Origin of the sequence: Salinicoccus cyprini, assembly GCF_007713705.1 — a bacterium.
GTDB lineage: Bacteria > Bacillota > Bacilli > Staphylococcales > Salinicoccaceae > Salinicoccus > Salinicoccus cyprini.
On the sequence record NZ_VMSJ01000003.1, the window covers coordinates 52,923 to 75,709 of the forward strand.

Here is a 22,787-nt window from a genome sequence, read left to right on the forward strand (position 1 = left end):
GGCCACTCAGCTTTCTCTTTCTGCCTGTTTGCGCTTTTCTCTTTCTTCCTCTTTCTTTTCGCGTGCTTTTTCCTTTTCCTTTTCCTCTTCTTTCCTTTCCTGCTGCTCCTCTTCCACTTCCTCTTCCATCTCATGCATCTCTTCCTGATACTCCTTTTCCACTTCGGAAGTTGCCGGGATGAAAGGTTCCTTATTGCGGTCCGTACGCTTGCCGTAGCGGAGCATTTCATAGACCAGCATTCCGTTGTTCGGCATGCCGTTGACCGTCTTCATCGGAATTGCATCAAAAAGAACATAATAGAATGTGTAGAAGATGAAACGGTTCCAGAAAGTCGCCTGCTCTGTCATATATCCATTCGCAAGCAGCCCGTTGATGGTAAGACCGGATATGACATTGATCAGAATCGGACTGGCATAGATCATCATATAGGCAAATCTGCTCTGGTTGCTCAGTTCATCGTATGAGAACCAGCTGTATAGGTGGTAGTGCTTACGTATGTCCAGTTTTCCCAGTTTGAAAAGCCTGGGGCCGGAGCCGAGCGTAAGCCTGCTGTTTTTTGCTCCAAAGATAAGACCTGCAATCACATATCCCATCTCTCTCATGATCACAACAATTGGAAGTATGATGAAAGCAGATATGATCAGTGATATAAGGTCGGGAATACCAAACATAAAACGTACCTCTTTTCATGTAGTATGCTGCGCATATTATGAAGGATGCATCTGGCATATTCCCTTTTACCCACTATCATTTATTTGAACCCTGGAAATATAAGACTGAAAGGCAGATTATATTTCCTCTTCGAGTGTCAATATGTGCTGATCATAGAATGACTCCGGCACCCGGATTTCCAGATGCTGCTTCAGATTCGTAAATCGTGCCGGCAGGACACCGCCGAATTCCCCATCCAGGTTGAGCTGCACTTCTTCGAACGAAGAAATATTCACTTCCTCTGCTTTGAATAAATGGACTTTCGGATGCTTCAGGTGCTCGCCTCTTGTCGCAAGCGTCATGATATGGCCGATTTCGGCAATACTCGCCTCTTCCACTATGATGAGGGTGAATTTCCCATCATTCAATCTGGCATCGGGTACAAGCTTGTCGAATCCGCCGATCGAATTCGTCAGACCAAGAAGGAAAAGCATCACCTTGCCCTCGAAGACTTCATTATCATACTCGATTCTGACATCGGTACTTCTGATTTTAGGCAGCATCTCGATGCCTTTGACATAGTATGCCAGAGGACCGATGATCGATTTCAGCTTGCTCGGTGCCTCGTAGGATACTTCCGTAATCTTGCCGCCGCCTGCAATATTGATGAAGTATTTGCTGTTCATCAGCCCGATGTCGATGCTCGCAGCCATGCCATTGAGAATTGTGTCGGTCGCTTCCATTATATCTGTCGGCAAGTTCAAAGCTTTCGCAAAATCGTTGACGGTCCCGATCGGAATGATGCCGAGAGAAGGCCGTCTATCAAAAATGGCCATGCCATTGACTACCTCATTCACCGTACCGTCGCCTCCGGCAGCCACAATCAGATCGAACCCGATCTCACATGCTTTCTCTGCAGCAATTCTTGCATTCCCCATCTCAGTTGTTGCATGGGTACTCGTAATATAGCCATTGATCTCGAACCGCTCCAGGACGTCTGCCAGCGATTCCCTGAATACTTCTCTGCCGGACGTCGGATTGTATATAATTCTCGCAGTTTTCATTTTCTTCTCCTATTATTCTGTTTAGTGTATGAATAGAAAAGATAGACGCTCAATACAAATACGATGATCTGCAGCGCATGTAGCAATGTGTCGTGGCTGGTCGTCGATACAAGAATCATGATTCCGATAAGGAAGCAGTTGAAAATGAAGAGGAGCCTATACAACGCCTGCATCCTCCTGCATGTTCATAACAGCGGAAAACAGATTGGACTTCCTCTCCTGGTACTCATCATCATCAATACGTGCGTTCAGATGGGCAGCCTTCAACCGTCTGAATCGCTCAGTATACTCCCGATTCTCCTCGATTCTATTCCTGCAGTAAAGGATTTCATCTTTCCGTTCCGACTCGTGGTGCATCATGATGAAATTCACTTCGAGGTTCTCATGGGTATGGCGCAGAACGACCTCCTCGATATAATCGGTGGAGAAGTCTTCAACCTTGTCGTAGCCTACCCCCGTCAAACGGTCTGCCAGTTTATCTATATTATCTTCATACTTTATCAGCAGCAGAACATCGACTTCACCAGGCAGGTTCATATTCTGAATGCTTGTGGAACCAACATGGTGAATTTCCTTTACACTGGTCCTGAAGTGATTCAGAATGTTCAATGAGGCCTGGATATAACAATGCAACGCCTTTTGATAGTTTGTGTCACTGTTCATCATTAATCATCCTAGTTATGTCATTCATTAAAATTTTTGTGTATAATTGACTTGAAAAAAATTTATTTTCAACATTATATCATATTTGATGAATCGTATGTGTACTACATTAAAGGAGGGCATCATGAAGAAAGTACTGATCATTCTACTTGTCATCATTTTCGGCGCCGGAATCTACATCAATTTCGGCATGGACCGAACGATGGATAACAGTGAATCCATAGCGAATGGACCGGCAGAAACCAACGAACCAGCCACTTTAGAGACCAGCGGGGAAAACACTGAAACTTCTACGGAAGAAGTGACTGAGGAAGCATCCACCGAACCTTCAGAGGAGAGCGATACGCTGACGTTCAATCAGGAGTCGCTCGAAGCAGCCTATGCCGAAGCTGTGGCTGCCAATGAAGCACTGATCATCGATGTGGTCATTCCTTCATACTACAGCGACAGCTTCATCGATTCATTATCGGAACAGTTCGGCTCAGACTACATCGAATTCAACCGGGTGGACCTGGCATCCACTACACCAGAGCTCGAAGCAGTGTCTGTCAATGCGAACAGTGATGCCGTCATCATGGACGCGCTGCAGATCAGCGACTATAATGCCGAGGTACTGCCTGAGCGCAATCTGGATCGTCTGACAAATGCCTACATGAATCTCTATGATGATGGCAAAGTCGTCTATATTCTCGGCAACCCGAATGTTCATCAGCATGAAAACCTTGCTGCTGTACTCGAAGAGGAGAGCAATGATCTCACAGCCAGCGACTACTACTATATAGACAACCAGGACGTGTCCGTAGAAGGCGACTTCTATGACTACGAGACGGATGAAATGACACCTGCATCCGAAATGCAGGTCGTACAGAATATATACGAATTCATGGCACAGTAAAACGCTTGGGTGAAGTTTTCACCCAAGCGTTTTTAAATGGATATATTGATCCTGATCATCTTTTGTCGATTTCTTCCAGCAGAATCTGATTGACCATCTTCGGATTGGCCTGTCCTTTTGATTTCTTCATGATCTGTCCGACGAGGAAGCCGAGGGCACGGTCCTTGCCGTTCTTGAAATCTTCGATGGACTGCGGATTCGCATCCAGTACTTCCGTCACCATGCCGGTAAGCACGGATGGGTCTGAAATCTGCTCCATGCCGAGGTCTTTGACGATCTGCTTGGCACTGCCGCCATTTTCAACAATTTTGGTGAAGACCTTCTTCGCCTGCTTGCTTGAAATGGTGCCATCTTCGATCAGGGCTATCATTTCAGAAAGGTTTTCAGGTGTCAGTTCAGTATCGCCGAGCTCGACCTGCTGCTTGTTGAGGTACTCGTTGACGCCACCCATCAGCCAGTTGGATGCCTGTTTGATATCCGCCTGGTGTGTTTCCACCATTTCGTTGAAGAAGTCGGATGTCTCCTTTTTGAGCGTCAGTACATGTGCATCATATGCCGGCAGCTCGTATTCGTTGACGTACTTGTCCTTGAGCGCGTCCGGAAGAAGCGGGATGCTTTCCCTGATCCTGTCCTTCCATTCCTGATCGATGTGGATCTGAACAAGGTCCGGTTCCGGGAAGTATCTGTAGTCGTCAGACCCTTCCTTGACACGCATCAGGAGGGTATCCCCCGTCTTCTCGTCAAAGCGGCGTGTCTCCTGGGCAATCTCTCCGCCCTTCATCAGCACCTTCTCCTGACGCTTCTCTTCAAATTCCAGTCCTTTCCTTACATAGGTGAAGGAGTTCAGATTCTTGAGCTCGGTCTTCGTACCGAACTCCTCCTGGCCGTAAGGACGCAGGGAGATGTTGGCGTCACATCTGAGTGAACCTTCCTCCATCTTGCAGTCGGATACGCCGGTATACTGGATGATCGCCTTCAGCTTCTCAAGGTATGCATATGCCTCTTCAGGTGTTCTGATGTCGGGCTCGGAGACGATTTCAACGAGTGGTGTGCCCTGGCGGTTCAAGTCGACCAGTGAATAGTCGTCCTTGTGGGAAGACTTTCCTGCATCCTCTTCCAGGTGCAGACGCGTGATGCCGATGCGTTTCGTTTCTCCACCGACTTCGATTTCTATCCAGCCGTTCTCACCGATCGGCTGATCGAACTGGGAAATCTGGTAGGCTTTCGGATTATCGGGATAGAAGTAGTTCTTTCTGTCGAATTTGGTGACGTCGGCAATCTCCATGTTGAGTGCCATGGCTGCTTTCATGCCGAAGTTGACCGCTTCCTTGTTCGGTACGGGCAGTGTACCCGGGTAGCCGAGGTCGACGACACTCAGATTCGTATTCGGTTCGGCACCGAAGTGTGCAGGTGCATCCGAAAACATTTTCGTATTTGTTTTGAGTTCAACGTGGACTTCGAGTCCGATGACGGTTTCAAAATGCATTATCGCACCTCCAGTTGCAGCTGCTTCAATTCTTCATGCAGATTGAACTGCTCTTCGAATTTGAAGGCTGCATTGTATATCTTCTGCTCATCAAAGTGGTTGCCGATCAGCTGCAGACCGATTGGACGCCCTGAAGCACTCAGTCCACTCGGTATGGACAGTGCGGGCATGCCTGTCAGATTGGCCGGAATCGTGAGGATGTCATCCTTGTACATTTCCAGCTGGTCATCGGATTTCTCACCGATATTATAGGCAGGTGTCGGCGCTGTCGGACCGATGATGAGGTCATATTCATTGAAGATTTCTTTCATTTCCTGCTCTATTACACCACGCAGCTTCTGTGCGCGGATGTAGTGCTGGTCGTAGTGCCCTGCACTGAGGACGAATGTACCAAGCAGAATACGGCGTTTCACTTCGGAACCGAAGCCTTCGGCACGTGTCTTCTTGTAGTGCTCTTCAAGCGTCTTCGCACCTTCTGCCTTGTAGCCATAGCGGATGCCGTCAAAGCGTGCCAGATTGGAGCTCGCTTCACTGGAAGCGATCAGATAGTAGGCACTGACGACATATTTGGTATGCGGGATGGAGACTTCCTCCACTGTCGCACCGAGCGATCTGAAAGTTTCTGCCGCTTTTTTCACTGATTCCTCCACTTCCGTGCTGATGCCTTCGCCGATGAATTCCTTCGGCAGGGCGATCTTCATGCCGGTAAGATCCTTATTGATGCCTTCGAGGAAATCAGCATCACGATCCGGTACACTTGTTGCATCCTTGTTGTGGTTACCTGAAATCAGTCCAAGAATTTTCGCATTGTCCCTGACATTGCGTGTAATCGGTCCAATCTGGTCGAGGGAAGAGGCGAAGGCGACCAATCCATAGCGGGACACGCGTCCGTATGTCGGTTTCATTCCGACAACGCCACAGAATGCAGCAGGCTGGCGGACGGAGCCGCCCGTGTCGGAACCGAGGGAGAATGGTACATATCCTGCTGCCACAGCAGCTGCCGAGCCACCTGAGGAGCCGCCCGGTACAGCGTCCAGATCCCATGGATTGCGGACATTTTTGAAATAGGAGTTCTCAGTGGAACCGCCCATGGCGAACTCATCCATATTCTGCTTGCCCATCAGGATGGCGTTCGAATTATTCAGCTTCTCCATGACCGTTGCGTCATAGACCGGCCTGAAGTCTTCGAGCATGCGGCTCGCACATGTTGTCAGTATATCCTTCGTACAGATGTTATCCTTGATGCCCATCGGTATCCCAAAAAGCGGTCCATCCATCCTGTCGTCTTCCTGAAGCTGGTCGAGCGCTTCTGCCTGTTTCAATGCATCTTCCTTATTCAAAAATAAAAAAGAACCGATTGTCTCATCAGACGCTTCGATTCTATCGAATAGCGCACCCACTACTTCAGAAGGTTTGATTTCTTTGGATTGTATCTTATCGTACAGTGCTTCCACTGTCAGTTCATGAATGTTCACACGAGCCCTCCTTATAGCATTTTCGGCACTTTGAATTGGCCGTCTTGTGTAGATTTGGCGTTGCTGAGCGCTTCTTCCTGGGACAGAGGCGCTTGTTTGTCATCCTCACGCAGGACATTCTTCAAGTCCACTGCGTGGAACATCGGTGTCGTCGAACTCAAGTCCACCTCATCAAGAAGATGGGCATAGTCCACAATTTTATCCAGTTCTTCTGTGAAGGCTTCCGCCGCTTTTTCATCTTGTATTTCTATACGTGCAAGATTGGCCACGTGTTTTACTGTATCCAGATTGATCTCAGACATCCTGTTCCCTCCATTTCTAATAAAGAACATATAAATTTTATCAAACATTACTTTAAAAATCTATTCCATCTATTTCGATAATGTAAAATGGGCCCAATAGTGTAAAATTATTTTCTTTATTTTCTAAATATTCTTTTTAAATGAAATTATGTGTAGTATAATTAAACCGTGTAATTTTATACCGTCACAATGGCTATCACATCAAGGATTGAGGCGGTTCGGGGCATGGAATTCCACAGAATCAATTTGCATTGGTACACCAGGTTTTGTATTGTGTTTAAGGGGAGGAGATAAAATGATACTGAATTCAGCACAATTTACTTTTACGGCTGGATGGCAGGAGTACATCATGATGGCAATCTACTTTGCCATACTGATCGGCATCGGATTCTATGCCTACAAGCAATCCACATCCGATCTCAACGGCTATATGCTGGGTGGCCGCAACATCGGGCCATGGGTCACGGCACTTTCAGCCGGCGCTTCCGATATGAGTGGCTGGATGCTCATGGGTCTGCCGGGCAGCATGTACAGCGTCGGGCTTTCAAGCATCTGGATCGCCATCGGACTGACCATCGGCGCGTATGTAAACTATTGGGTGGTGGCACCAAGACTCAGAGTCTACTCTGAGGTGTCCAACGACTCGATCACGCTTCCGGATTTCTTCGAAAACCGGTTCAAGGACAACAAACATATTCTAAAAATTGTTTCTGGTATTGTTATTGTAGTATTTTTTGCAGTTTATACAGCCAGCGGAATGGTATCCGGCGGTAAACTGTTCCAGAGTGCATTCGATGCCCCTTATCATTGGGGATTGTTCATCACTGCAGCTGTTGTTGTCATCTACACTTTCTTTGGAGGATATCTCGCAGTCAGTCTGACAGACTTCTTCCAGGGAACAATCATGTTCATTGCCATTGTACTGATTCCAATCGTCGCATGGCTGAACCTTACTGGGCAAGGTGTTGAACCTTTCGTCAGAATTGAAGAGCTCAGCACACTGGCTGATGCCAATTACTTATCATTCATCGGCGGCGTTTCAATCATCACGATACTCAGTAACCTGGCCTGGGGCTTCGGCTACTTCGGTCAGCCGCACATCATCGTGCGTTTCATGTCCATCAGATCACATAAGATCATTCCAAATGCGAGACGCATCGGCATCACCTGGATGTCCATCGCACTGATCGGTGCATGTATTACAGGACTGCTCGGAATTGCATTCACGGATGCCACAGCCAATGACGTAGCCGATCCGGAAACCATCCTGATTCTGATGAGCCAGGTACTGTTCCATCCACTTATCGGTGGATTTTTCCTTGCGGCAATTCTGGCCGCAATCATGAGTACGATTTCCTCGCAGCTCCTTGTTACATCAAGCTCGCTGGTACAGGATTTCTACAAGATCGTCAGACGCAAGTCATTGGATAAGGAAACAAAATCCAAAGAGGAACTCGATAGGCACTTTGTGCTTCTTGGCCGTCTTTCCGTCGTGCTCGTCGCCATTGTTGCCATCATCATCGCATGGGATGAAGACTCCGTCATCCTGAACATCGTTGCGAATGCATGGGCCGGATTCGGGGCTGCATTCGGGCCGCTTGTTGTGCTTTCCCTTCACTGGAAAGGACTCACACGCTCCGGTGCTGTCGCATCCATCATTGCAGGTGCAGCAACGGTCATCATCTGGATCGCAGCCGGTACTTTCGGTACAGGCCTGTATGAAATCATACCGGGCGTCATCGTTTCGACACTTGCAGCCATCATTGTAAGTAAAATGACCCAGGGCACAGGCATTTCGAAAGAGATGGAAGCTGAATTTGATGAAACGACAAGTATTCTGAAAAATAACAGATAGCATATTGAAGGCCGCATCGATATTCATCGATGCGGCCTTTTCATGTCTGCTATTCATATATATGCACGCTGACATCTTCTTCTCCGGATTTTGTGATGAGTGAATAAGTCTTGTTTTTATCTTTGATCGACACTTCAACTTCCGTATCATTGAAATGTTCTGATACCAGACCTCTGACATACTGGGTCAGCCCGATCACCTCGCCCCTGCTGCTGTATTCCAGAGGAATTTCTATCGTCAGACGCTCGAGCGTCCCATCCATGAAGTAGCCTTGTCCGACCGACGTTGTGAAACTGTCGAAATACGACTCTAGATCCCTGTTGAAATTGATATATTCATTGTTGATCTCTTCATTGATGGTCCCTGCTTCAGAGGAAGGCAGCAGCGCATACGCTGCATTGACCTGCTCGAAGCTGTCTATCTGATCCGCTCCAGGTGCCACTTCTGCTGTGGACACGAAATTACCCGGCACAATGGCAGTATCGGTCGACTGTACGAAGATGCCGAATCTGATGGTGATATCCTGATAGTCTTCGTTGGCCCGGATGCGTTCAAGAATCTCCTGGGCCATCTGCTCGCCCTCCTGCCTGATTGTGTCGTCATCCAGTTCCCTGGTGAATGTCGGACCATACTGCTCTTTCTGATACTGGTATTCACTGTTCATCGCCAGACCGATGGTCATGCCTGAAAAATCGAATGATCCGTCGTTCTCCACCATATAGTTCTGCTCAAGTATGTGGGAGAGGTACAGAGGGGATTCGGCGGCAATCCTTTCAGGATCGGTCTCACCTTCCACAGATGGGTTCAGTCCAAGGTTGCTGAATGCGTTATTGCTGGCCATCTCCTCTTCCGACATCGCCTCTATCTCTTCCACCGTATAGGCGCGGCCGAGATATCCCCGGATCATCTCTTCGGTGAACACCTGCCCTTCCCTGAATACATATTCTTCGGGGCTGAATGATTCGCGGCTCAGCTCGAACAGACCTTTTTCAAACGCTTCGATGTTGTAGCTCGATACCATATTGGAGCTTGTCAGTCCCCGTGAAGGAGAAAGTTCATAGGGAATGACAGTGCGGTAGTATTCGTCTCCACTGCTCGTGGTTGCCGTCTCCTCCTGCTCCTCTGCAGGCAATGTACTTACTTCTCCTTCATTTGCCGCCTCATTCTGTTCGGGTGTCTCCTCGGGGCTGCATGCTGCGAGGAAGACTGACAGAAACAGAAAAGATATTATATACTTCTTCATGACTACTGCTCCATATTCTCAATGAATTCTTTTTCGTTCCAGACAGTTACACCGAGGGATTCCGCTTTCTCAAGCTTGCTCCCGGCATCTTCCCCTGCAACGACGACGTCCGTTTTGCCGGATACACTGCCTGTCACCTTGCCACCGGCATTCTCAATCATTTCCTTGGCTTCTCCACGTGTCAGTTCTGTCAGTTTTCCCGTCAGTACGAATACCATGTCGTCAAACTGGCCACTCGATGCTTCTTTGACATCTTCAGTCATATTGACACCGAACGCCTTCAGCTTTTCCACCAGTTTTATGAAATCGGGGTGCTCCGTATAGGTGACGATGGAAGCCGCAATCTTTTCACCAATCTCAGGAATTTCAATAAATCGTTCCTTAGGCTGCTTCATGATCGCATCCATCGAGCCGAATTCAACCGCAATCAGCTCGGACGCTTTCGTACCGACAAATCGCATTCCGAGTCCGAAAAGAAGTTTCCTGAGCGGATTTTCCTTGGATGCTTCAATAGCTGTGAGGAGGTTCTGGACCTTCTTCTCCCCCATCCGTTCGAGCGGGATAAGGTCATCATAGGTCAATGCGTACAGGTCACCGACATCCTTGATCAGACCGGCATCGAAAAGCTGCCGGACCACTTTTTCACCCAGTCCATCAATATTCATCGCCCCTCTCGATACGAAGTGGATCATGCCTTCGACAAGCTGTGCCGGACAGCCGGGATTGATGCAGCGGATGGCCACCTCATCTTCCAGTTTGACCGTCTCATGACCGCAGCCCGGGCACTTTGTCGGTGCCTTGTACACTTCCTGGCTGGTCCGCTCTTCAAGTATCGGACGCACCACTTCCGGGATGATGTCACCGGCTTTGCGTATGATCACCTTGTCATTGATGCGTATATCCTTCTCTTCAATTAGCTCATGATTGTGGAGTGAAGCCCGTGCGACGGTGGTGCCTGCCACTTTGACCGGCTCGAGGATGGCCGTCGGTGTAATTGCGCCTGTACGTCCGACAGTGAGTTCGATATCGAGCAGATCGGTGACAACCTCCTCGGCCGGGAATTTATAGGCAATCGCCCATCTCGGAGATTTTGCCGTATAGCCCATCTCCTCCTGGCTGCTGAAGGCATTCACTTTGATGACGATGCCGTCGATGTCATATTCCAGATCATTGCGATGGTTCTCCCAGTATTCGATATACTCGAGCACGCCTTCAATATCACTGACGAGCCTTCTCTCCTTGTTGGTCTTGAAACCTGCGTCATCGAGCTCATCGAGGGCGCCGCTCTGCGTATCCGCCTCAAGCTCCGTCAGATCATTGACGCTGTACAGAAAGATGGACAGGTTCCTTTTGGCTGCAAGCTTCGGATCAAGCTGGCGCAGGGAGCCGGCGGCTGCGTTCCTTGGATTCTGGAATGGTGCTTCGCCATTCTCCTCCTTTTCGGCATTCAGCTTTTCAAATGATGGCTTCGGCATGTATGCCTCGCCTCTCACTTCGAATGACAGCGGGCGGTCGAGTGACAGCGGAATCGCGCGGATCGTCCGCAGGTTCGAAGTGATGTTCTCACCGACCGTGCCATCTCCCCGCGTCGCTCCCTGTACAAGCTGGCCTGCTTCATATTTCAGCGAAACGGCCAGACCATCTATCTTCAGTTCGCACATGTATTCCACATCACCGACAGCTTCCCTTGCCCTTCTGTCGAAAGCTCTCAAGTCTTCTTCATTGAAAGCATTACCGAGGCTCAGCATCGGTGTGTCATGCGCCACTTTCTCAAAACGGCTCAGCACCGCGCCACCGACTCTGACTGTCGGAGAGGAATCCGTCCGGTATTCAGGATGCTGCTCCTCGAGCGCAATGAGTTCGTGCAGCAGCTTGTCATACTCGCTGTCCGGAATGGTCGGTGCATCGAGCACGTGATACTCATAGTTATACCGGTTCAGCCTATCCTGCAGTGACTTGATTTTCTCTTCCATTGATCGACCTACTCCTTCTTTTCAATCGGTGCGAAATTGGCCAGCAGCCGCTTGACACCGACTTTGGTGAAAATGATATCGAGTTCCTGGCTGTCCCCTTCTCCCTTGATTGCAGAAATGATGCCGTCACCGAACTTCTTATGGCTGACCTTGTCACCGATCGCGAAGCTGACGCCGCTGTTGTTTGTAACAATGCGGCTGCGTTTTGGCATCCGCTTCTTCGGTGCGCTGCCACTGCCAAAGAAATCGGCCTGTGCAGATGCACCGCTGCCATCCACAAGCTCTTCCGGTATCTCTGCCAGGAATCTGCTCTGCATGTTCGATTCCGTCTTACCGAAGATCATGCGGCTGTTCGCCCTTGAGAGGAACAGATGGTCTTCTGCACGGGTCAGCGCCACATACATCAGACGGCGCTCCTCCTCCAGCTCCTTGTCATCATAGATGACGCGTCTTGAAGGGAATATGCCCTCCTCGAGACCAACGATGAAGACCACTTTGAATTCGAGGCCTTTTGAAGCGTGCATTGTCATCATTGTGACACCACTGTCATCTTCGACGCCATCCTGATCCGATACGAGTGCCATATCACTCAGGAAAGTGAACAGCAGTTCATCGGAAATCTCATTATCCCGGTCGAATTCACGAGTTACCGTCTTGAACTCTTCCAGGTTCTCGATGCGGCTTCTTGCCTCGATGGTCTTTTCGCTCTCCAGCACTTCGATATACCCTGTACTTTCAAGTACTTCATCCACAAGCTCGGTAATTGTGATGAACCGGGATTTCTTTTTAAGCTGCTCCAGCAGGTCGACGAGTCCCATCAGCTTGACGACTGCCGTCTTCGGAATGCCGATGAAATCCGATTCCTTGATGCCTTCAAAGATGCTGATGCCGGTCGCCTGGCCATGCGCCTTCAGCTTGTCGACCGTCTTCGGTCCGATGCCCCGCTTCGGCGTATTGATGATGCGCTCGAAGCTGATATCGTCATTCGGATTCAGTATCACTTTCAGATAGCTCATCAGATCCTTGATTTCCTTGCGGTCGTAGAACTTGATGCCGCCGACCATCTTGTACGGAATATTGGATTTGACGAATGTATCCTCGATCGCCCTCGACTGGGCATTCGTCCTGTAGAGTATCGCCATGTCGCTGTGACTGTACTTGTTCGACAGATCGAGGATGTTGCCGACCACTTCCTCCGCTTCCCCACGTTCCGAGTCCGCCACGATGTTCTGCAGCTTCGGTCCGCCATCGCGTTCGGTGCGCAGTGCTTTCGGCTTACGCTCCGTATTGTTCTCGATGACCGCATTCGCAGCATCCAGAATATTTTTGCTTGAACGGTAGTTCTGCTCGAGCTTGATGACCACCGCTTCCGGATAGTCATCCTCGAAGTTCAGGATATTCGAGATATCCGCCCCTCTGAACTTATAGATGGACTGGTCGGAATCGCCGACGACGCATATGTTGCGGTACTTCGCAGCCAGCTGTGTGATCAGACGGTACTGGGCATGGTTCGTGTCCTGGTACTCATCCACGTGGATATACTGGAAACGGTTCTGGTAGTATTCCAGCACTTTCGGCTCCTTGTCGAACAGCTCGATCGTCAGCATGATCAGATCATCGAAATCAAGGGCACTGTTGCGGTAGAGGATCTGCTGGTAGTCATGGTACATCTCACTGTAGAGTGTATCCGGGTAGGCGACAGCTTCGTGGATGCTCTGTTCCGGACGGATCAGCTGGTTCTTCTTGTCGGAAATGAAGCCGATGATGTTTCTCGGGTTGTGCTGCTTCGGATCCAGATTCCGTCGTTTCAGAATATCCTTGACGACCGATTTCTGGTCCGTCGGGTCAAGGATGGAGAAGCTATTTTCATATCCCAGATGATTGATGTTGCTCCTCAGAATACGGACACACATGGAGTGGAATGTTGAAATCCACATATCCTGTGCACCTTCTCTGATCAGTGCCGATACACGGTCCCGCATTTCACGGGCAGCCTTGTTGGTGAAGGTGATGGCCAGTATGTTTCTGGCAGGTACTTCTCTCTCTTCGAGCAGGTAGGCCACCCGGTGCGTCAGCACACGCGTCTTGCCACTGCCGGCGCCCGCCATGATAAGAAGCGGACCTTCCGTCGACTGGATGGCTTTCTTCTGTTCTTTATTCATCAAACTCAGATCCATAATCAAAACTCCAATTTATTTAATGATTGTACGCAATGCTTTTTTTACACTGTCATAGATGATGTTGCCGACAACGATGGTATCGGCATACTGCGCCATTTCCTTTGCTTCCTCTTTCGAGGTGATGCCACCGCCATAGATGACATGCGATTGCGACACGTTCTCTTGTACCGTCCGCATCACTTCCGGATCACCATATGTGCCGCTGTACTCGATGTATATGTAAGGTGTCCGATAGAGCTTGTCCATCATGTTGATGTAGTGCGTCACCATTTCAGGCGCGACCACTTTCCCTTCGGCTTTTCTGAACGCCTTGCATTCCGGGTTCATAATGATATATGGCAGCAGGGAAACTTCATCATAGTCGAGCAGATGACCGTATTCCGCCAATGCTTCGAGCATCAATCCATGCTGCCATTTCATATCCGCCGTGTTGAACACAGCCGGGATGAAGTAGTGGTCGAACCCCGGCACGACCGCGTCGGTCGATGTGATCTCAAGCGCAACCGGCACCGAGAAGCGGCGCACCCGCGCCATCAGGTTCAGAACGTTGTCCTCGGTAATATCATCCGTCCCCCCGATGATGATGGCATCCGTCTCAGATTCGCAGATTGCGGCCAGGTCCTGGTCACTGATTTCCTTCGCCGGATCCAACTTGAATACATGTTTGCAATCTTTAAGCATATATAAAACTCCCATCAGAATTCATAAGGATATTATAGCATTTTTAGACCCGAACTGTTTTATTATATGTGATTTGCAGATGGCAAAAATACAAAAAACCGACCGGCTCATGCCGGTCGGTCCGTACTAGTCGATGCCCAGGTATTCCTCCAGGGTCAGTCCGCTTTCATATATGGCTTCCGCTTCCTCACCGACATATCTCAAGTGCCATGGTTCATACATGTACCCGGTGATGTCCTCCTTGCCTTCAAGGTAGCGGATGATGAATCCATATTCATGCGCGACATCCTTCATCCACTGGAATTCAGGCGTGTCGCCGAATGATACTTTCAGCGTGGTTGCACTGTCTGCCGATCCCACATCAATCGCAAGCCCAGTCTGGTGCTCGGAGTGGCCCGGCTTTGCACTGTACTGGTCAGCAGCTTCCTGCCCATCCCGTGCAACGTAGTTGCTATAGAGCTGGGCCTGGTAGTCATACGACCTGAAGTCACTGACAAGGACGAAATCAAGTCCACGTGCCGCCCCGTCCTGGAACATCTGCTGATAGGCTGCGACGACTTCCGGCTGCAGGCCCGGTGCATAGTCCGGCGGCAGGGAAATCTCCTTATTGACGATGAGGATGCCGTCCACATAGGTGACCCCATCAATCACTTCAACATTCGGCAGCGCTTCGAGGTTGCCGATCTGTGCCGGCTCATAAGTTCTTTCAAAATTCTCATGCAGCGCCATCTGCTCTTCGCTCAGCGTCACACCACAGCCCGCCATCAGCAGCAGGGCCAACAGCATACCCGCTTTCACACTTCTAATCATCAAACCGCTCCTTTGGCAATCGGTAGTTTCATCTTACCATATCTCCGCCGGATGTCTAAGAGCATACTGCTATTCGAGGCCTGCTCTTCTGAAGATGATGTCCACACGCTTCAGGTGATGGGTCTCATCAAAACAGTCATCGATCTCCGCTTCCGTCAGCAGCTCCTGGATGCGGTCGTCCTGCTCTACAAGTTCACGGAAAGGCACTTTCGTCTCCCATGATTCCATCGCTTTCGGCTGGACGAGATCATAGGCTTCCTCACGGACCAGACCTTTGTCGATCAGTGTCAGCATGACACGCTGTGAATAGACCAGTCCGAATGTCTTATCGATGTTCGCCTTCATGTTATCTTCGAATACCGTCAGATTTCTGATGATGCCAGTGAACCGGCTCATCATATAGTCGAGCGCGATGGTCACGTCAGGCAGCATGATCCGCTCTGCTGAGGAGTGCGAAATATCGCGTTCATGCCAGAGCGGCACGTTTTCGTAGGCAGTCGTAATATAGCCGCGGATGACACGGGAGAGCCCCGTGACATTCTCGCTGCCGATCGGATTGCGTTTGTGCGGCATGGCACTGGAGCCTTTCTGGCCCTTGCCGAACGCCTCTTCCACTTCTCTCGTCTCGGTCTTCTGCAGCCCACGCACTTCCACCGCAAATTTCTCGATGGACGTCGCGATCAGGCCGAGTGTCGCTATGTAGTAGGCATGGCGGTCGCGCTGCAATGTCTGTGTGGACACTTCGGCTGTACCGAGGCCAAGATGCTCGCAGACGTAGCTTTCCACTTCAGGCGGGATGTTGGCGAATGTGCCGACGGCCCCACTCATCTTGCCTACTTCGATTTCTTTCCTGACGTTTTTGAAACGTTCAAGATTCCGCTTCATCTCCATGTACCACAATGCCATCTTAATGCCGAATGTGGTCGGCTCGGCATGTACACCATGGGTACGTCCCATCATCAGCGTCGTCTTATGTTCGCGTGCCTTGTCGGCCAGCACTTCGATGAATTTCTCAAGATCCTCTTCAAGCAGTTCATTTGCCTGTTTGATCATATAGCTTTGCGCCGTGTCGACAACATCCGTCGATGTCAGTCCGTAGTGCACCCACTTCTTCTCATCACCGAGCGTCTCCGATACCTGACGTGTGAAAGCAACAACGTCATGGCGCGTCTCGGCTTCTATCTCCTTGATGCGGTCCACATCAATCTTTGCATTCGGACGAATCCTCTTCACTTCGTCCATTGGAATATAGCCGAGTTCCGCCCACGCTTCAGAAGTGAGGATCTCAACCTCCAGCCAGGCTTTGAATCTGTTTTCTTCCGTCCATATCCGGGACATTTCCTCACGGGAATAACGAGAAATCATGCATACACGCTCCTTAGTCTTATTTCTTTTCCATTATAACAAATCATATTAAAAAACGAACATTTTTTTATAATAAAATGAAAATGTTCGATAAAAAAGACGGATAGCTTAATTATCCGCCTCAGTTTCAATTCTTTTTCCTTCAAATACTATTTCCTGGTGATCGACAACACGCTCTCCATCCCTTTCGATGAAGACCGGCTGCTCCGTGCGCCTGACCGGCTGGTAGCCGGCCTCGCGCATCCGCGCGAGACACTCACCCAGTGATTCATTCTCCGCCACTTTAAACTTTTTCTTTTTCGGCATTTCTTTCATCTTCCATTTCCCTTGCTTCAGAAATTTCTTCCAGTACTTCCTCTACATTTTCAGGCTGGTAGTTTTTGAGACGTTTGCGTTTGACGCCCTTCGTCCAGAACCCACCATTGATGTTTTTAGGTTCATGTGTAATGATGAACGCTTTCTCATCCAGTTCCTTGATGGTGTCGATCAGTTTGCGCTCATACTTTCTTGGTGTCAGTATCTGCATGGTTGTTCGCTCGCCGTCACGGCCGTACTGATAGCCGTGCGTGACGCCATAGCCGAGGTCCCGGATGTTTGTCGGGAGGTCCTTGTCCTTCTGGGAAGTGATGACATTGACCACAAGATATCCGAGTGCCAGTTTCTCTTCTATTTTGAGGCCGACCAGTATGCCGGCACCGAAACCGAGTGCATATGCGACGACGTTCTGGAACTGGTCGAGGTTTTCAAGTACCAGACCCAGTCCGATGACGTAGACGAACGTTTCAAGGATACTGAATGCTGCTGCTGTGTAGCGATACCCTTTTAATGTAGAGATGGTACGCATCGTAAGGAAGCTGACATATACGATGTTCACTATGAAGATGACCAGTACCATCAGCCAGGGGTTTTGTGATATGGCTGTTATCATTCCATTCTACCTTTCCTGAGTGAGTATATCTTTTCCATTTCCTAAATTACTGCTCTTCCTGCTTCTCTTCATAGGCAGGCTTGTTGTAGCGGTTGTAGGGCTGGTCCCGCTTGTGCTGTGTCTTCTTATACCATTTTATGATCGTGTCATAGTCTTCTTCAGAAACTTCCTTGCCTTCAAGGAAATCATCGATGGCATTGTAGCTGACGCCGAGTGCCTCCTCATCGCTGATGAGCGGCCTGTCGTCCTCGAGATCCGCTGTCGGCACTTTATTGGCCAGGTGATCCGGTGCCCCGAGGTGATCGAGCAGCATTCTGCCCTGACGCTTGTTCAGTCCGAACAGAGGAATCAGATCGGCTGCACCGTCGCCGAATTTCGTATAGAATCCGGTGATCGCTTCCGCCGGATGGTCGGTCCCAAGAACGACACCCCCCGTGGAAGCAGCCACCGCATACTGGGCCTTCATCCTTTCACGTGCCTTTTCATTGCCTTCGACGAAGTCGCTCAGTACATATCCTGCTTCCTTGAGCGACGCCACACTGCGCTCGACGTTCGGGCGGATATTGATGGTCGCGGTATGTGTCGGCTGGATGTACTCGATCGCATCCAGTGCATCCTGCTCATCATTCTGCTCGCCGTACGGCAGGCGCAGTGCATGGAATTCATAGCCGGCACCGGTCTCCGCGTTCAGCTCATCGACAGCCATCTGGGTGAGCTTGCCGAGCAGGGTGGAGTCCTGGCCGCCGGAGATGCCGAGCACGAATGACTTGATGAATGTATAGTTCTTTACGTAGTCCTTCATGAAATCGATGATTTCCCTGACTTCCGCTGCAGGATCGATTTCAGGCTTTACATGGAATTCCTTCAGAATCTCTGCTTGCAATGGTTTCATGTCATATCACTCCAATGTTTTATTACTTGCTTCTTCAATCAGGTCCTGCTTGATCTGCCACAATGCTTTCGAGAGGTCGACCGGGTACTCCTCAGGATTCAGGAAACGCTTGTACTCTTCCCATAGCAGGGTGAGCCCCTGTTCATGTCGCTGCTTCATCCTGCCGGTGGTCTCCATTTCATAGACGCATTCTCCATCAACGAAGATATCCTTCATCAGCTCCACGGTATCATAGGAGCGGATGAGCTTCCGTTTCATCGGGTGGATCGGATGGAACATGAGCAACGGCGCATCCTCCTCTATCTCTTCCCCAAAATGTGTAATATATTCACCTTCCGACATGCCTGTGTTCCGGTTGATGATGCGATGGATATTCTTTTTGCCGGGCGTCGTCACCTTTTCCGGATTGCCGGATATTTTGATGCGGTTCTCAAGTTCCCCTGCTTCATTTTCGATGGCCACAAGCTTATACACGGCACCGAGCGCAGGCTGGTCGTAGGCCGTAATCAGCTTGGTACCGATGCCCCAGCTGTCGACTTTGGCACCCTGGGACAGAAGGGAGAGTATCGTCACTTCGTCCAGATCATTCGAGACGATGATCTTCGCATCCGGGAACCCGGCTGCATCGAGCATCTTCCTTGCCTCCTTCGACAGATAGGCGATATCACCCGAGTCGAGCCGTATGCCGATGAAGTTGATCCTGTCGCCATATTCACGAGCCACCTTGATGGCATTCGGCACACCGGATTTCAATGTATCGAAAGTATCCACCAGGAAGACGCAGTTCTGATGGGTGTCGGCATAGGCCCTGAAGGCCTCGTAGTCGTCCCCATATGCCTGGACCATCGCATGGGCGTGTGTACCGCTCGCCTCAAGACCGAACAGCTTCGCAGCCCTGACATTGCTCGTACCGTCGAATCCGCCGATGATTGCAGCACGCGCCCCCCAGAGGGCGGCGTCGAACTCATGGGCGCGGCGTGTACCGAACTCCATCAGTGTCCCTTCGGGGACGATCTGCCTGATTCTGCTCGCCTTTGTGGCAATGAGCGTCTGGAAATTGACGATGTTGAGCAGAGCCGTCTCCACGAGCTGCGCCTCGATGATCGGTGCCTCCACCTGGACGAGCGGCATGTTGGCGAAGACGATTTCGCCTTCCTCCACCGCACGCACTTTGCCGGTAAAGCGCAGATCCCGAAGATATGAAAGGAAGTCCTCATCATATCCGATCGACCGCAGGTATTCGATATCGGAGTCCGAGAACCTGAAATTTTCGAGGAAATTGATGATGCGCTCAAGACCGGCGAATACGGCATATCCATTGCCGAACGGCATGTTCCTGAAATAGAGATCGAATACTGCCGTGCGATCTGCGAGACCTTGTTCCAGATAGGTTTTAGCCATATTGATCTGGTAAAGATCGGTGTGCAGCATAAAACTGTCATCTTCAAATTGATACATTTGTTCCAGTCCCTCCATGAAGTGCTGTAAATCAGTTATAATCATTCTAACACAACCATTTTTCATCAACATAATATAACAGGAGGATTATCATGAAATTCGAGAGTTTCAGGGCGCGTTTTATCGTCCTATCCCTCATTGTCTGCATATCCGGCTTCTCACAGGGGATGCTTCTCCCCCTCATCTCCTTCATCTTCGAAAACCGGGAAATACACGCGACAATCAACGGGCTGCATGCCTCAGGGCTCTACATAGGGGTGCTTGCATCCGCCCTTTTCATAGAAGGACCTTTAAGAAAATATGGATTCAGACCGATGATCATCGCCGGCGGCATCATCGTCGGCATCTGCCTGTTCCTGTTTCCGGTGCTTGATTCCATCTGGATATGGTTTCTGCTGCGCCTGCTCGTCGGCATCGGCGACAATGTACTCCACTTCAGCACCCAGACATGGCTGACCCAGAGTACACCACAGCACAAGCTTGGCAAGGTCATCGCATTCTATGGCCTGTTCTTTTCGCTCGGCTTCATGATCGGACCGAAAGTCAGCGAGCTCGTCACCATCTGGGAGCCGCTGCCGTTTCTTGTCTCAGGTGTGCTCACCATGATCGGCTGGCCGCTCATCTTCCTCTTGAAGGGAGCTGAAAATGCAAAACCGATCGAATCCGGCGTGCCGGTGACGGTCTTCAACACCTTCAAGAACTTCAAGGCTGTCCTCAGAACCAGCTGGATCGCTTTTCTGTTCCCGCTGCTTTTCGGCATCTTCGAGGCTTCCCTGAACAGCAACTTCCCGGTATTTGCCATCCGCAACAATTTTGAACTGTCCGATATTACATGGATTCTGCCGGCATTCAGCTTCGGAGCCATACTGCTGCAGGTGCCGATCGGTTCGCTTGGTGACAGGATCGGACGCAGCAGGCTCATCTCGGTGCTCCTCGGTCTTGGTGCCGTCACCTTCTTCTTCATGGAAGTGTTCAACAGCTCATTCATCATGCTGCTCCTGCTGTTTACACTGGCCGGTGTATTTGTCGGCTCGATGTACTCCCTCGGCATCAGCTACATGACCGATATTACGCCGAAGTTCAATCTGCCCGCCGGAAATCTGATGGCAGGCATCATGTTCAGCCTCGGCAGCATCACCGGTCCCGTCATCGGCGGGTACATCATTACAGCGACAGATGGGGCATACTATTTCAGCTTCTTCACCATCGCCATCATCGTGATTCTCATATTGAACATTTTGTTTATGGTCAGACGCGGGACTGTGGCACAATAGAACCATGATCACCCATATCGGAAATCGAAGGAGGACAATGAATGAACAATGCACTGCTTGTCATCGACTATTCATACGATTTTGCCGCACCGGAAGGCCGCCTGACTGCCGGAGAGGCCGCCCAGGCGATTGAAGCCGCCCTCGTCCAGAAGATCCGGACTTCATATGAGGCGGGTGTGCCCATCTTCTTCATGATGGACCTTCATTTTGATGATGATGGACTGCATCCGGAATCAAAGCTGTTCCCGCCGCATAATATCGAAGGGACGGGCGGCCGTGAGCTGTATGGTGAAGTGCGTGAGGTCTATCAGCAGATCAAGGATCGACAAAACGTCTTTTTCATCGATAAGAGGCGCTACAGTTCTTTTGCCGGCACCCCGCTCAACCAGCTGCTGCTGGAAAGAAAGATTGACACTGTGACACTGACCGGTCTTGTGACCGACATCTGCATCATGCATACGGCAGTGGATGCCTATAATTTCGGCTATGACATCATCGTCCCGGCCTCCTGTGTGGCATCCTTCAATCCGCCGGCACACGAGATGGCCCTCGAACATTTCAAAAATGCCCTCGGCGCGACTGTAGAACCATAGAAGGATGCATACTTCAGTGATAAAATGGGAAAAGTAATATCATAATCAAAGGAGAATGAACATTATGACTCAAACTAAAATTTTCGGCCACCAGAATCCGGATACGGACACAATCACTTCAGCAATTGTTACGGCAGACATCGAGGAGCAGCTCGGCAATGATGCAGCCGCCTATCGCCTTGGTGAAATCGGGGCCGAGACGGAATATGCGCTCAACCACTTCGGTGTGAAAGCCCCTGAACTGCTCGAGTCGCTTGAAGAGGGCGCCGAGGTCATCCTCGTCGACCACAACGAATTCCAGCAGTCGGCGGAAAATATCGAAAAGGCGGATATCCTGAAAGTGTATGACCACCACAGGATCGCCAACTTCCAGACGGAATCCCCACTCTACTATCGTGCGGAACCTGTCGGATGCACCGCAACCATCCTGAAGAAAGTATACGAGGAGAATGACCTGCTGATTTCACAGGAAATGGCCGGCCTCATGCTTTCCGCCATCATTTCCGATACACTGCTGTTCAAATCTCCGACAACAACGGAAGCTGACAGAACAGCTGCACAGGCACTCGCCGAGATGGCGGACATCGAAATTGAGGGCTATGGCATCGAAATGCTGAAATCAGGTGCATCCACAAAGGACAAGACGGCTGATGCACTGATTACTGCAGATGCCAAATCCTTCGAGATGGGGCAGAGGACGACACGCATTGCACAGATCAATGTCATCGATGTAGATGAAGTATTCGACAGAAGAGATGAACTGGAAAACGCCATCAACAGACAGATTGAACAGGAAGGCTATGACCTGTTTGTACTGGTTGTAACGGACATTCTGAATTCCAATTCAAGAATTCTCGCACTCGGAACAGAAGCACAGTCTGTGGAAAAGGCATTCGACGTTGCCCTGGATGAGAATTCAGCAATTCTTGAAGGTGTCGTTTCCCGCAAGAAGCAGGTTGTACCGCAGATCACTAAAGCATTGTCATAAGGAGGCAGAA

Annotated in this window: 22 protein-coding genes; 5 read left to right on the plus strand and 17 right to left on the minus strand. The window is 50.0% G+C overall.

Annotated elements, in window-relative coordinates:
* Window positions 1-6: 6 nt before the first annotated feature.
* The 4 genes from FO441_RS08085 to FO441_RS08095 all read right to left on the minus strand — a co-directional run bounded on the left by FO441_RS08085 (window position 7) and on the right by FO441_RS08095 (window position 2,379).
* A complete protein-coding gene (locus tag FO441_RS08085; RefSeq protein ID WP_145288435.1) occupies window positions 7-672 on the minus strand; it encodes a hypothetical protein in 666 nt (221 codons plus the stop codon).
* A gap of 117 nt (window positions 673-789) precedes the next feature.
* Window positions 790-1,716, minus strand: a complete 927-nt coding sequence (locus tag FO441_RS08090; RefSeq protein WP_145288438.1) for a diacylglycerol kinase — start codon at window positions 1,714-1,716, stop codon at window positions 790-792.
* Window positions 1,713-1,880: a hypothetical protein gene (locus FO441_RS12590; protein WP_186365509.1), complete on the minus strand. Its 168-nt coding sequence runs from the start codon at window positions 1,878-1,880 to the stop codon at window positions 1,713-1,715. Before FO441_RS12590 ends, FO441_RS08090 begins: the two co-directional genes overlap by 4 nt.
* Window positions 1,873-2,379, minus strand: a complete 507-nt coding sequence (locus FO441_RS08095) for a GrpB family protein (protein ID WP_186365510.1) — start codon at window positions 2,377-2,379, stop codon at window positions 1,873-1,875. Before FO441_RS08095 ends, FO441_RS12590 begins: the two co-directional genes overlap by 8 nt.
* Window positions 2,380-2,503: 124 nt before the next feature.
* On the opposite strand from FO441_RS08095, the gene FO441_RS08100 reads away from it, so the two are divergent.
* Window positions 2,504-3,274: a hypothetical protein gene (locus tag FO441_RS08100; protein WP_145288443.1), complete on the plus strand. Its 771-nt coding sequence runs from the start codon at window positions 2,504-2,506 to the stop codon at window positions 3,272-3,274.
* Window positions 3,275-3,329: 55 nt separating this feature from the next.
* On the opposite strand, the gene gatB is transcribed toward FO441_RS08100, so the two are convergent.
* The 3 genes from gatB to gatC are packed head-to-tail and all read right to left on the minus strand — an operon-like array spanning window position 3,330 to window position 6,537.
* Window positions 3,330-4,760 carry an Asp-tRNA(Asn)/Glu-tRNA(Gln) amidotransferase subunit GatB gene (gatB, locus tag FO441_RS08105; protein ID WP_145288446.1) on the minus strand — a complete coding sequence of 477 codons (1,431 nt, stop codon included), beginning with the start codon at window positions 4,758-4,760 and terminating at the stop codon, window positions 3,330-3,332.
* On the minus strand, window positions 4,760-6,235 hold the full coding sequence (gene gatA / locus FO441_RS08110; protein WP_145288449.1) for an Asp-tRNA(Asn)/Glu-tRNA(Gln) amidotransferase subunit GatA: 1,476 nt from the start codon (window positions 6,233-6,235) through the stop codon (window positions 4,760-4,762). The genes gatB and gatA overlap by 1 nt, the downstream gene beginning before the upstream one ends.
* An 11-nt stretch (window positions 6,236-6,246) precedes the next feature.
* Window positions 6,247-6,537: an Asp-tRNA(Asn)/Glu-tRNA(Gln) amidotransferase subunit GatC gene (gatC, locus tag FO441_RS08115; RefSeq protein ID WP_145288453.1), complete on the minus strand. Its 291-nt coding sequence runs from the start codon at window positions 6,535-6,537 to the stop codon at window positions 6,247-6,249.
* Between the two features lie 295 nt (window positions 6,538-6,832).
* Here gatC and putP point away from each other — a divergent pair, with 295 nt between their 5' ends.
* Window positions 6,833-8,392: a sodium/proline symporter PutP gene (gene putP, locus FO441_RS08120; protein ID WP_145288455.1), complete on the plus strand. Its 1,560-nt coding sequence runs from the start codon at window positions 6,833-6,835 to the stop codon at window positions 8,390-8,392.
* A gap of 49 nt (window positions 8,393-8,441) precedes the next feature.
* Here the strand turns inward: putP and FO441_RS08125 are convergent, their stop codons facing one another.
* The 10 genes from FO441_RS08125 to FO441_RS08170 all read right to left on the minus strand — a co-directional run bounded on the left by FO441_RS08125 (window position 8,442) and on the right by FO441_RS08170 (window position 19,922).
* On the minus strand, window positions 8,442-9,635 hold the full coding sequence (locus tag FO441_RS08125; protein ID WP_145288457.1) for a CamS family sex pheromone protein: 1,194 nt from the start codon (window positions 9,633-9,635) through the stop codon (window positions 8,442-8,444).
* Between the two features lie 2 nt (window positions 9,636-9,637).
* The gene (ligA, locus tag FO441_RS08130; RefSeq protein WP_145288460.1) at window positions 9,638-11,608 is read right to left on the minus strand and encodes an NAD-dependent DNA ligase LigA; all 1,971 of its coding nucleotides are present in this window, start codon (window positions 11,606-11,608) and stop codon (window positions 9,638-9,640) included.
* A gap of 8 nt (window positions 11,609-11,616) precedes the next feature.
* Window positions 11,617-13,785: a DNA helicase PcrA gene (pcrA, locus tag FO441_RS08135; RefSeq protein WP_145288463.1), complete on the minus strand. Its 2,169-nt coding sequence runs from the start codon at window positions 13,783-13,785 to the stop codon at window positions 11,617-11,619.
* A 15-nt stretch (window positions 13,786-13,800) separates the two neighbouring features.
* Window positions 13,801-14,469 (minus strand): heptaprenylglyceryl phosphate synthase, encoded by a 669-nt coding sequence (pcrB, locus tag FO441_RS08140; RefSeq protein WP_145288466.1) that lies wholly within the window; start codon window positions 14,467-14,469, stop codon window positions 13,801-13,803.
* Window positions 14,470-14,595: 126 nt separating this feature from the next.
* Complete coding sequence (locus FO441_RS08145; protein WP_145288468.1) at window positions 14,596-15,279, minus strand: M15 family metallopeptidase; 684 nt, start codon at window positions 15,277-15,279, stop codon at window positions 14,596-14,598.
* A 69-nt stretch (window positions 15,280-15,348) separates the two neighbouring features.
* Complete coding sequence (gene purB / locus FO441_RS08150; RefSeq protein ID WP_145288471.1) at window positions 15,349-16,644, minus strand: adenylosuccinate lyase; 1,296 nt, start codon at window positions 16,642-16,644, stop codon at window positions 15,349-15,351.
* A gap of 108 nt (window positions 16,645-16,752) precedes the next feature.
* Entirely contained in the window at window positions 16,753-16,950 is a 198-nt protein-coding gene (locus FO441_RS08155; RefSeq protein ID WP_425473446.1) for an NETI motif-containing protein, read from the minus strand.
* Entirely contained in the window at window positions 16,928-17,572 is a 645-nt protein-coding gene (locus tag FO441_RS08160; RefSeq protein ID WP_145288476.1) for a DUF2179 domain-containing protein, read from the minus strand. The genes FO441_RS08155 and FO441_RS08160 overlap by 23 nt, the downstream gene beginning before the upstream one ends.
* Window positions 17,573-17,618: 46 nt before the next feature.
* Window positions 17,619-18,464 (minus strand): ammonia-dependent NAD(+) synthetase, encoded by an 846-nt coding sequence (nadE, locus tag FO441_RS08165; RefSeq protein WP_145288479.1) that lies wholly within the window; start codon window positions 18,462-18,464, stop codon window positions 17,619-17,621.
* Window positions 18,465-18,470: 6 nt separating this feature from the next.
* Window positions 18,471-19,922 carry a nicotinate phosphoribosyltransferase gene (locus tag FO441_RS08170; RefSeq protein ID WP_145288483.1) on the minus strand — a complete coding sequence of 484 codons (1,452 nt, stop codon included), beginning with the start codon at window positions 19,920-19,922 and terminating at the stop codon, window positions 18,471-18,473.
* 92 nt (window positions 19,923-20,014) lie between these two features.
* Between FO441_RS08170 and FO441_RS08175 the strand changes: the two genes are divergently transcribed.
* The 3 genes from FO441_RS08175 to FO441_RS08185 all read left to right on the plus strand — a co-directional run bounded on the left by FO441_RS08175 (window position 20,015) and on the right by FO441_RS08185 (window position 22,777).
* Window positions 20,015-21,196, plus strand: a complete 1,182-nt coding sequence (locus tag FO441_RS08175; RefSeq protein ID WP_145288486.1) for an MFS transporter — start codon at window positions 20,015-20,017, stop codon at window positions 21,194-21,196.
* A gap of 41 nt (window positions 21,197-21,237) precedes the next feature.
* Window positions 21,238-21,789, plus strand: coding sequence for a cysteine hydrolase family protein (locus FO441_RS08180; RefSeq protein WP_145288489.1), 552 nt, complete (start codon window positions 21,238-21,240; stop codon window positions 21,787-21,789).
* A 64-nt stretch (window positions 21,790-21,853) separates the two neighbouring features.
* Complete coding sequence (locus FO441_RS08185) at window positions 21,854-22,777, plus strand: manganese-dependent inorganic pyrophosphatase (RefSeq protein ID WP_145288491.1); 924 nt, start codon at window positions 21,854-21,856, stop codon at window positions 22,775-22,777.
* Window positions 22,778-22,787: the final 10 nt, after the last annotated feature.

What these genes read in the sequence shown, in the direction of transcription:
- ligA (WP_145288460.1), bottom strand. Translation starts at nt 11,608, where the DNA reads ATGGAAGAGAAAATCAAGTCACTGCAGGATAGGCTGAACCGGTATAAC.
- FO441_RS08185 (WP_145288491.1), top strand. Translation starts at nt 21,854, where the DNA reads ATGACTCAAACTAAAATTTTCGGCCACCAGAATCCGGATACGGACACA.
- FO441_RS08175 (WP_145288486.1), top strand. Translation starts at nt 20,015, where the DNA reads ATGAAATTCGAGAGTTTCAGGGCGCGTTTTATCGTCCTATCCCTCATT.
- pcrB (WP_145288466.1), bottom strand. Translation starts at nt 14,469, where the DNA reads ATGCTTAAAGATTGCAAACATGTATTCAAGTTGGATCCGGCGAAGGAA.
- FO441_RS08090 (WP_145288438.1), bottom strand. Translation starts at nt 1,716, where the DNA reads ATGAAAACTGCGAGAATTATATACAATCCGACGTCCGGCAGAGAAGTA.
- gatC (WP_145288453.1), bottom strand. Translation starts at nt 6,537, where the DNA reads ATGTCTGAGATCAATCTGGATACAGTAAAACACGTGGCCAATCTTGCA.
- purB (WP_145288471.1), bottom strand. Translation starts at nt 16,644, where the DNA reads ATGATTTCTCGTTATTCCCGTGAGGAAATGTCCCGGATATGGACGGAA.
- FO441_RS08160 (WP_145288476.1), bottom strand. Translation starts at nt 17,572, where the DNA reads ATGATAACAGCCATATCACAAAACCCCTGGCTGATGGTACTGGTCATC.
- FO441_RS08095 (WP_186365510.1), bottom strand. Translation starts at nt 2,379, where the DNA reads ATGAACAGTGACACAAACTATCAAAAGGCGTTGCATTGTTATATCCAG.
- FO441_RS08145 (WP_145288468.1), bottom strand. Translation starts at nt 15,279, where the DNA reads ATGATTAGAAGTGTGAAAGCGGGTATGCTGTTGGCCCTGCTGCTGATG.
- pcrA (WP_145288463.1), bottom strand. Translation starts at nt 13,785, where the DNA reads ATGGATCTGAGTTTGATGAATAAAGAACAGAAGAAAGCCATCCAGTCG.
- nadE (WP_145288479.1), bottom strand. Translation starts at nt 18,464, where the DNA reads ATGAAACCATTGCAAGCAGAGATTCTGAAGGAATTCCATGTAAAGCCT.
- FO441_RS08180 (WP_145288489.1), top strand. Translation starts at nt 21,238, where the DNA reads ATGAACAATGCACTGCTTGTCATCGACTATTCATACGATTTTGCCGCA.
- FO441_RS08085 (WP_145288435.1), bottom strand. Translation starts at nt 672, where the DNA reads ATGTTTGGTATTCCCGACCTTATATCACTGATCATATCTGCTTTCATC.
- gatB (WP_145288446.1), bottom strand. Translation starts at nt 4,760, where the DNA reads ATGCATTTTGAAACCGTCATCGGACTCGAAGTCCACGTTGAACTCAAA.
- FO441_RS08155 (WP_425473446.1), bottom strand. Translation starts at nt 16,950, where the DNA reads ATGCCGAAAAAGAAAAAGTTTAAAGTGGCGGAGAATGAATCACTGGGT.
- putP (WP_145288455.1), top strand. Translation starts at nt 6,833, where the DNA reads ATGATACTGAATTCAGCACAATTTACTTTTACGGCTGGATGGCAGGAG.
- FO441_RS08100 (WP_145288443.1), top strand. Translation starts at nt 2,504, where the DNA reads ATGAAGAAAGTACTGATCATTCTACTTGTCATCATTTTCGGCGCCGGA.
- FO441_RS08125 (WP_145288457.1), bottom strand. Translation starts at nt 9,635, where the DNA reads ATGAAGAAGTATATAATATCTTTTCTGTTTCTGTCAGTCTTCCTCGCA.
- FO441_RS08170 (WP_145288483.1), bottom strand. Translation starts at nt 19,922, where the DNA reads ATGTATCAATTTGAAGATGACAGTTTTATGCTGCACACCGATCTTTAC.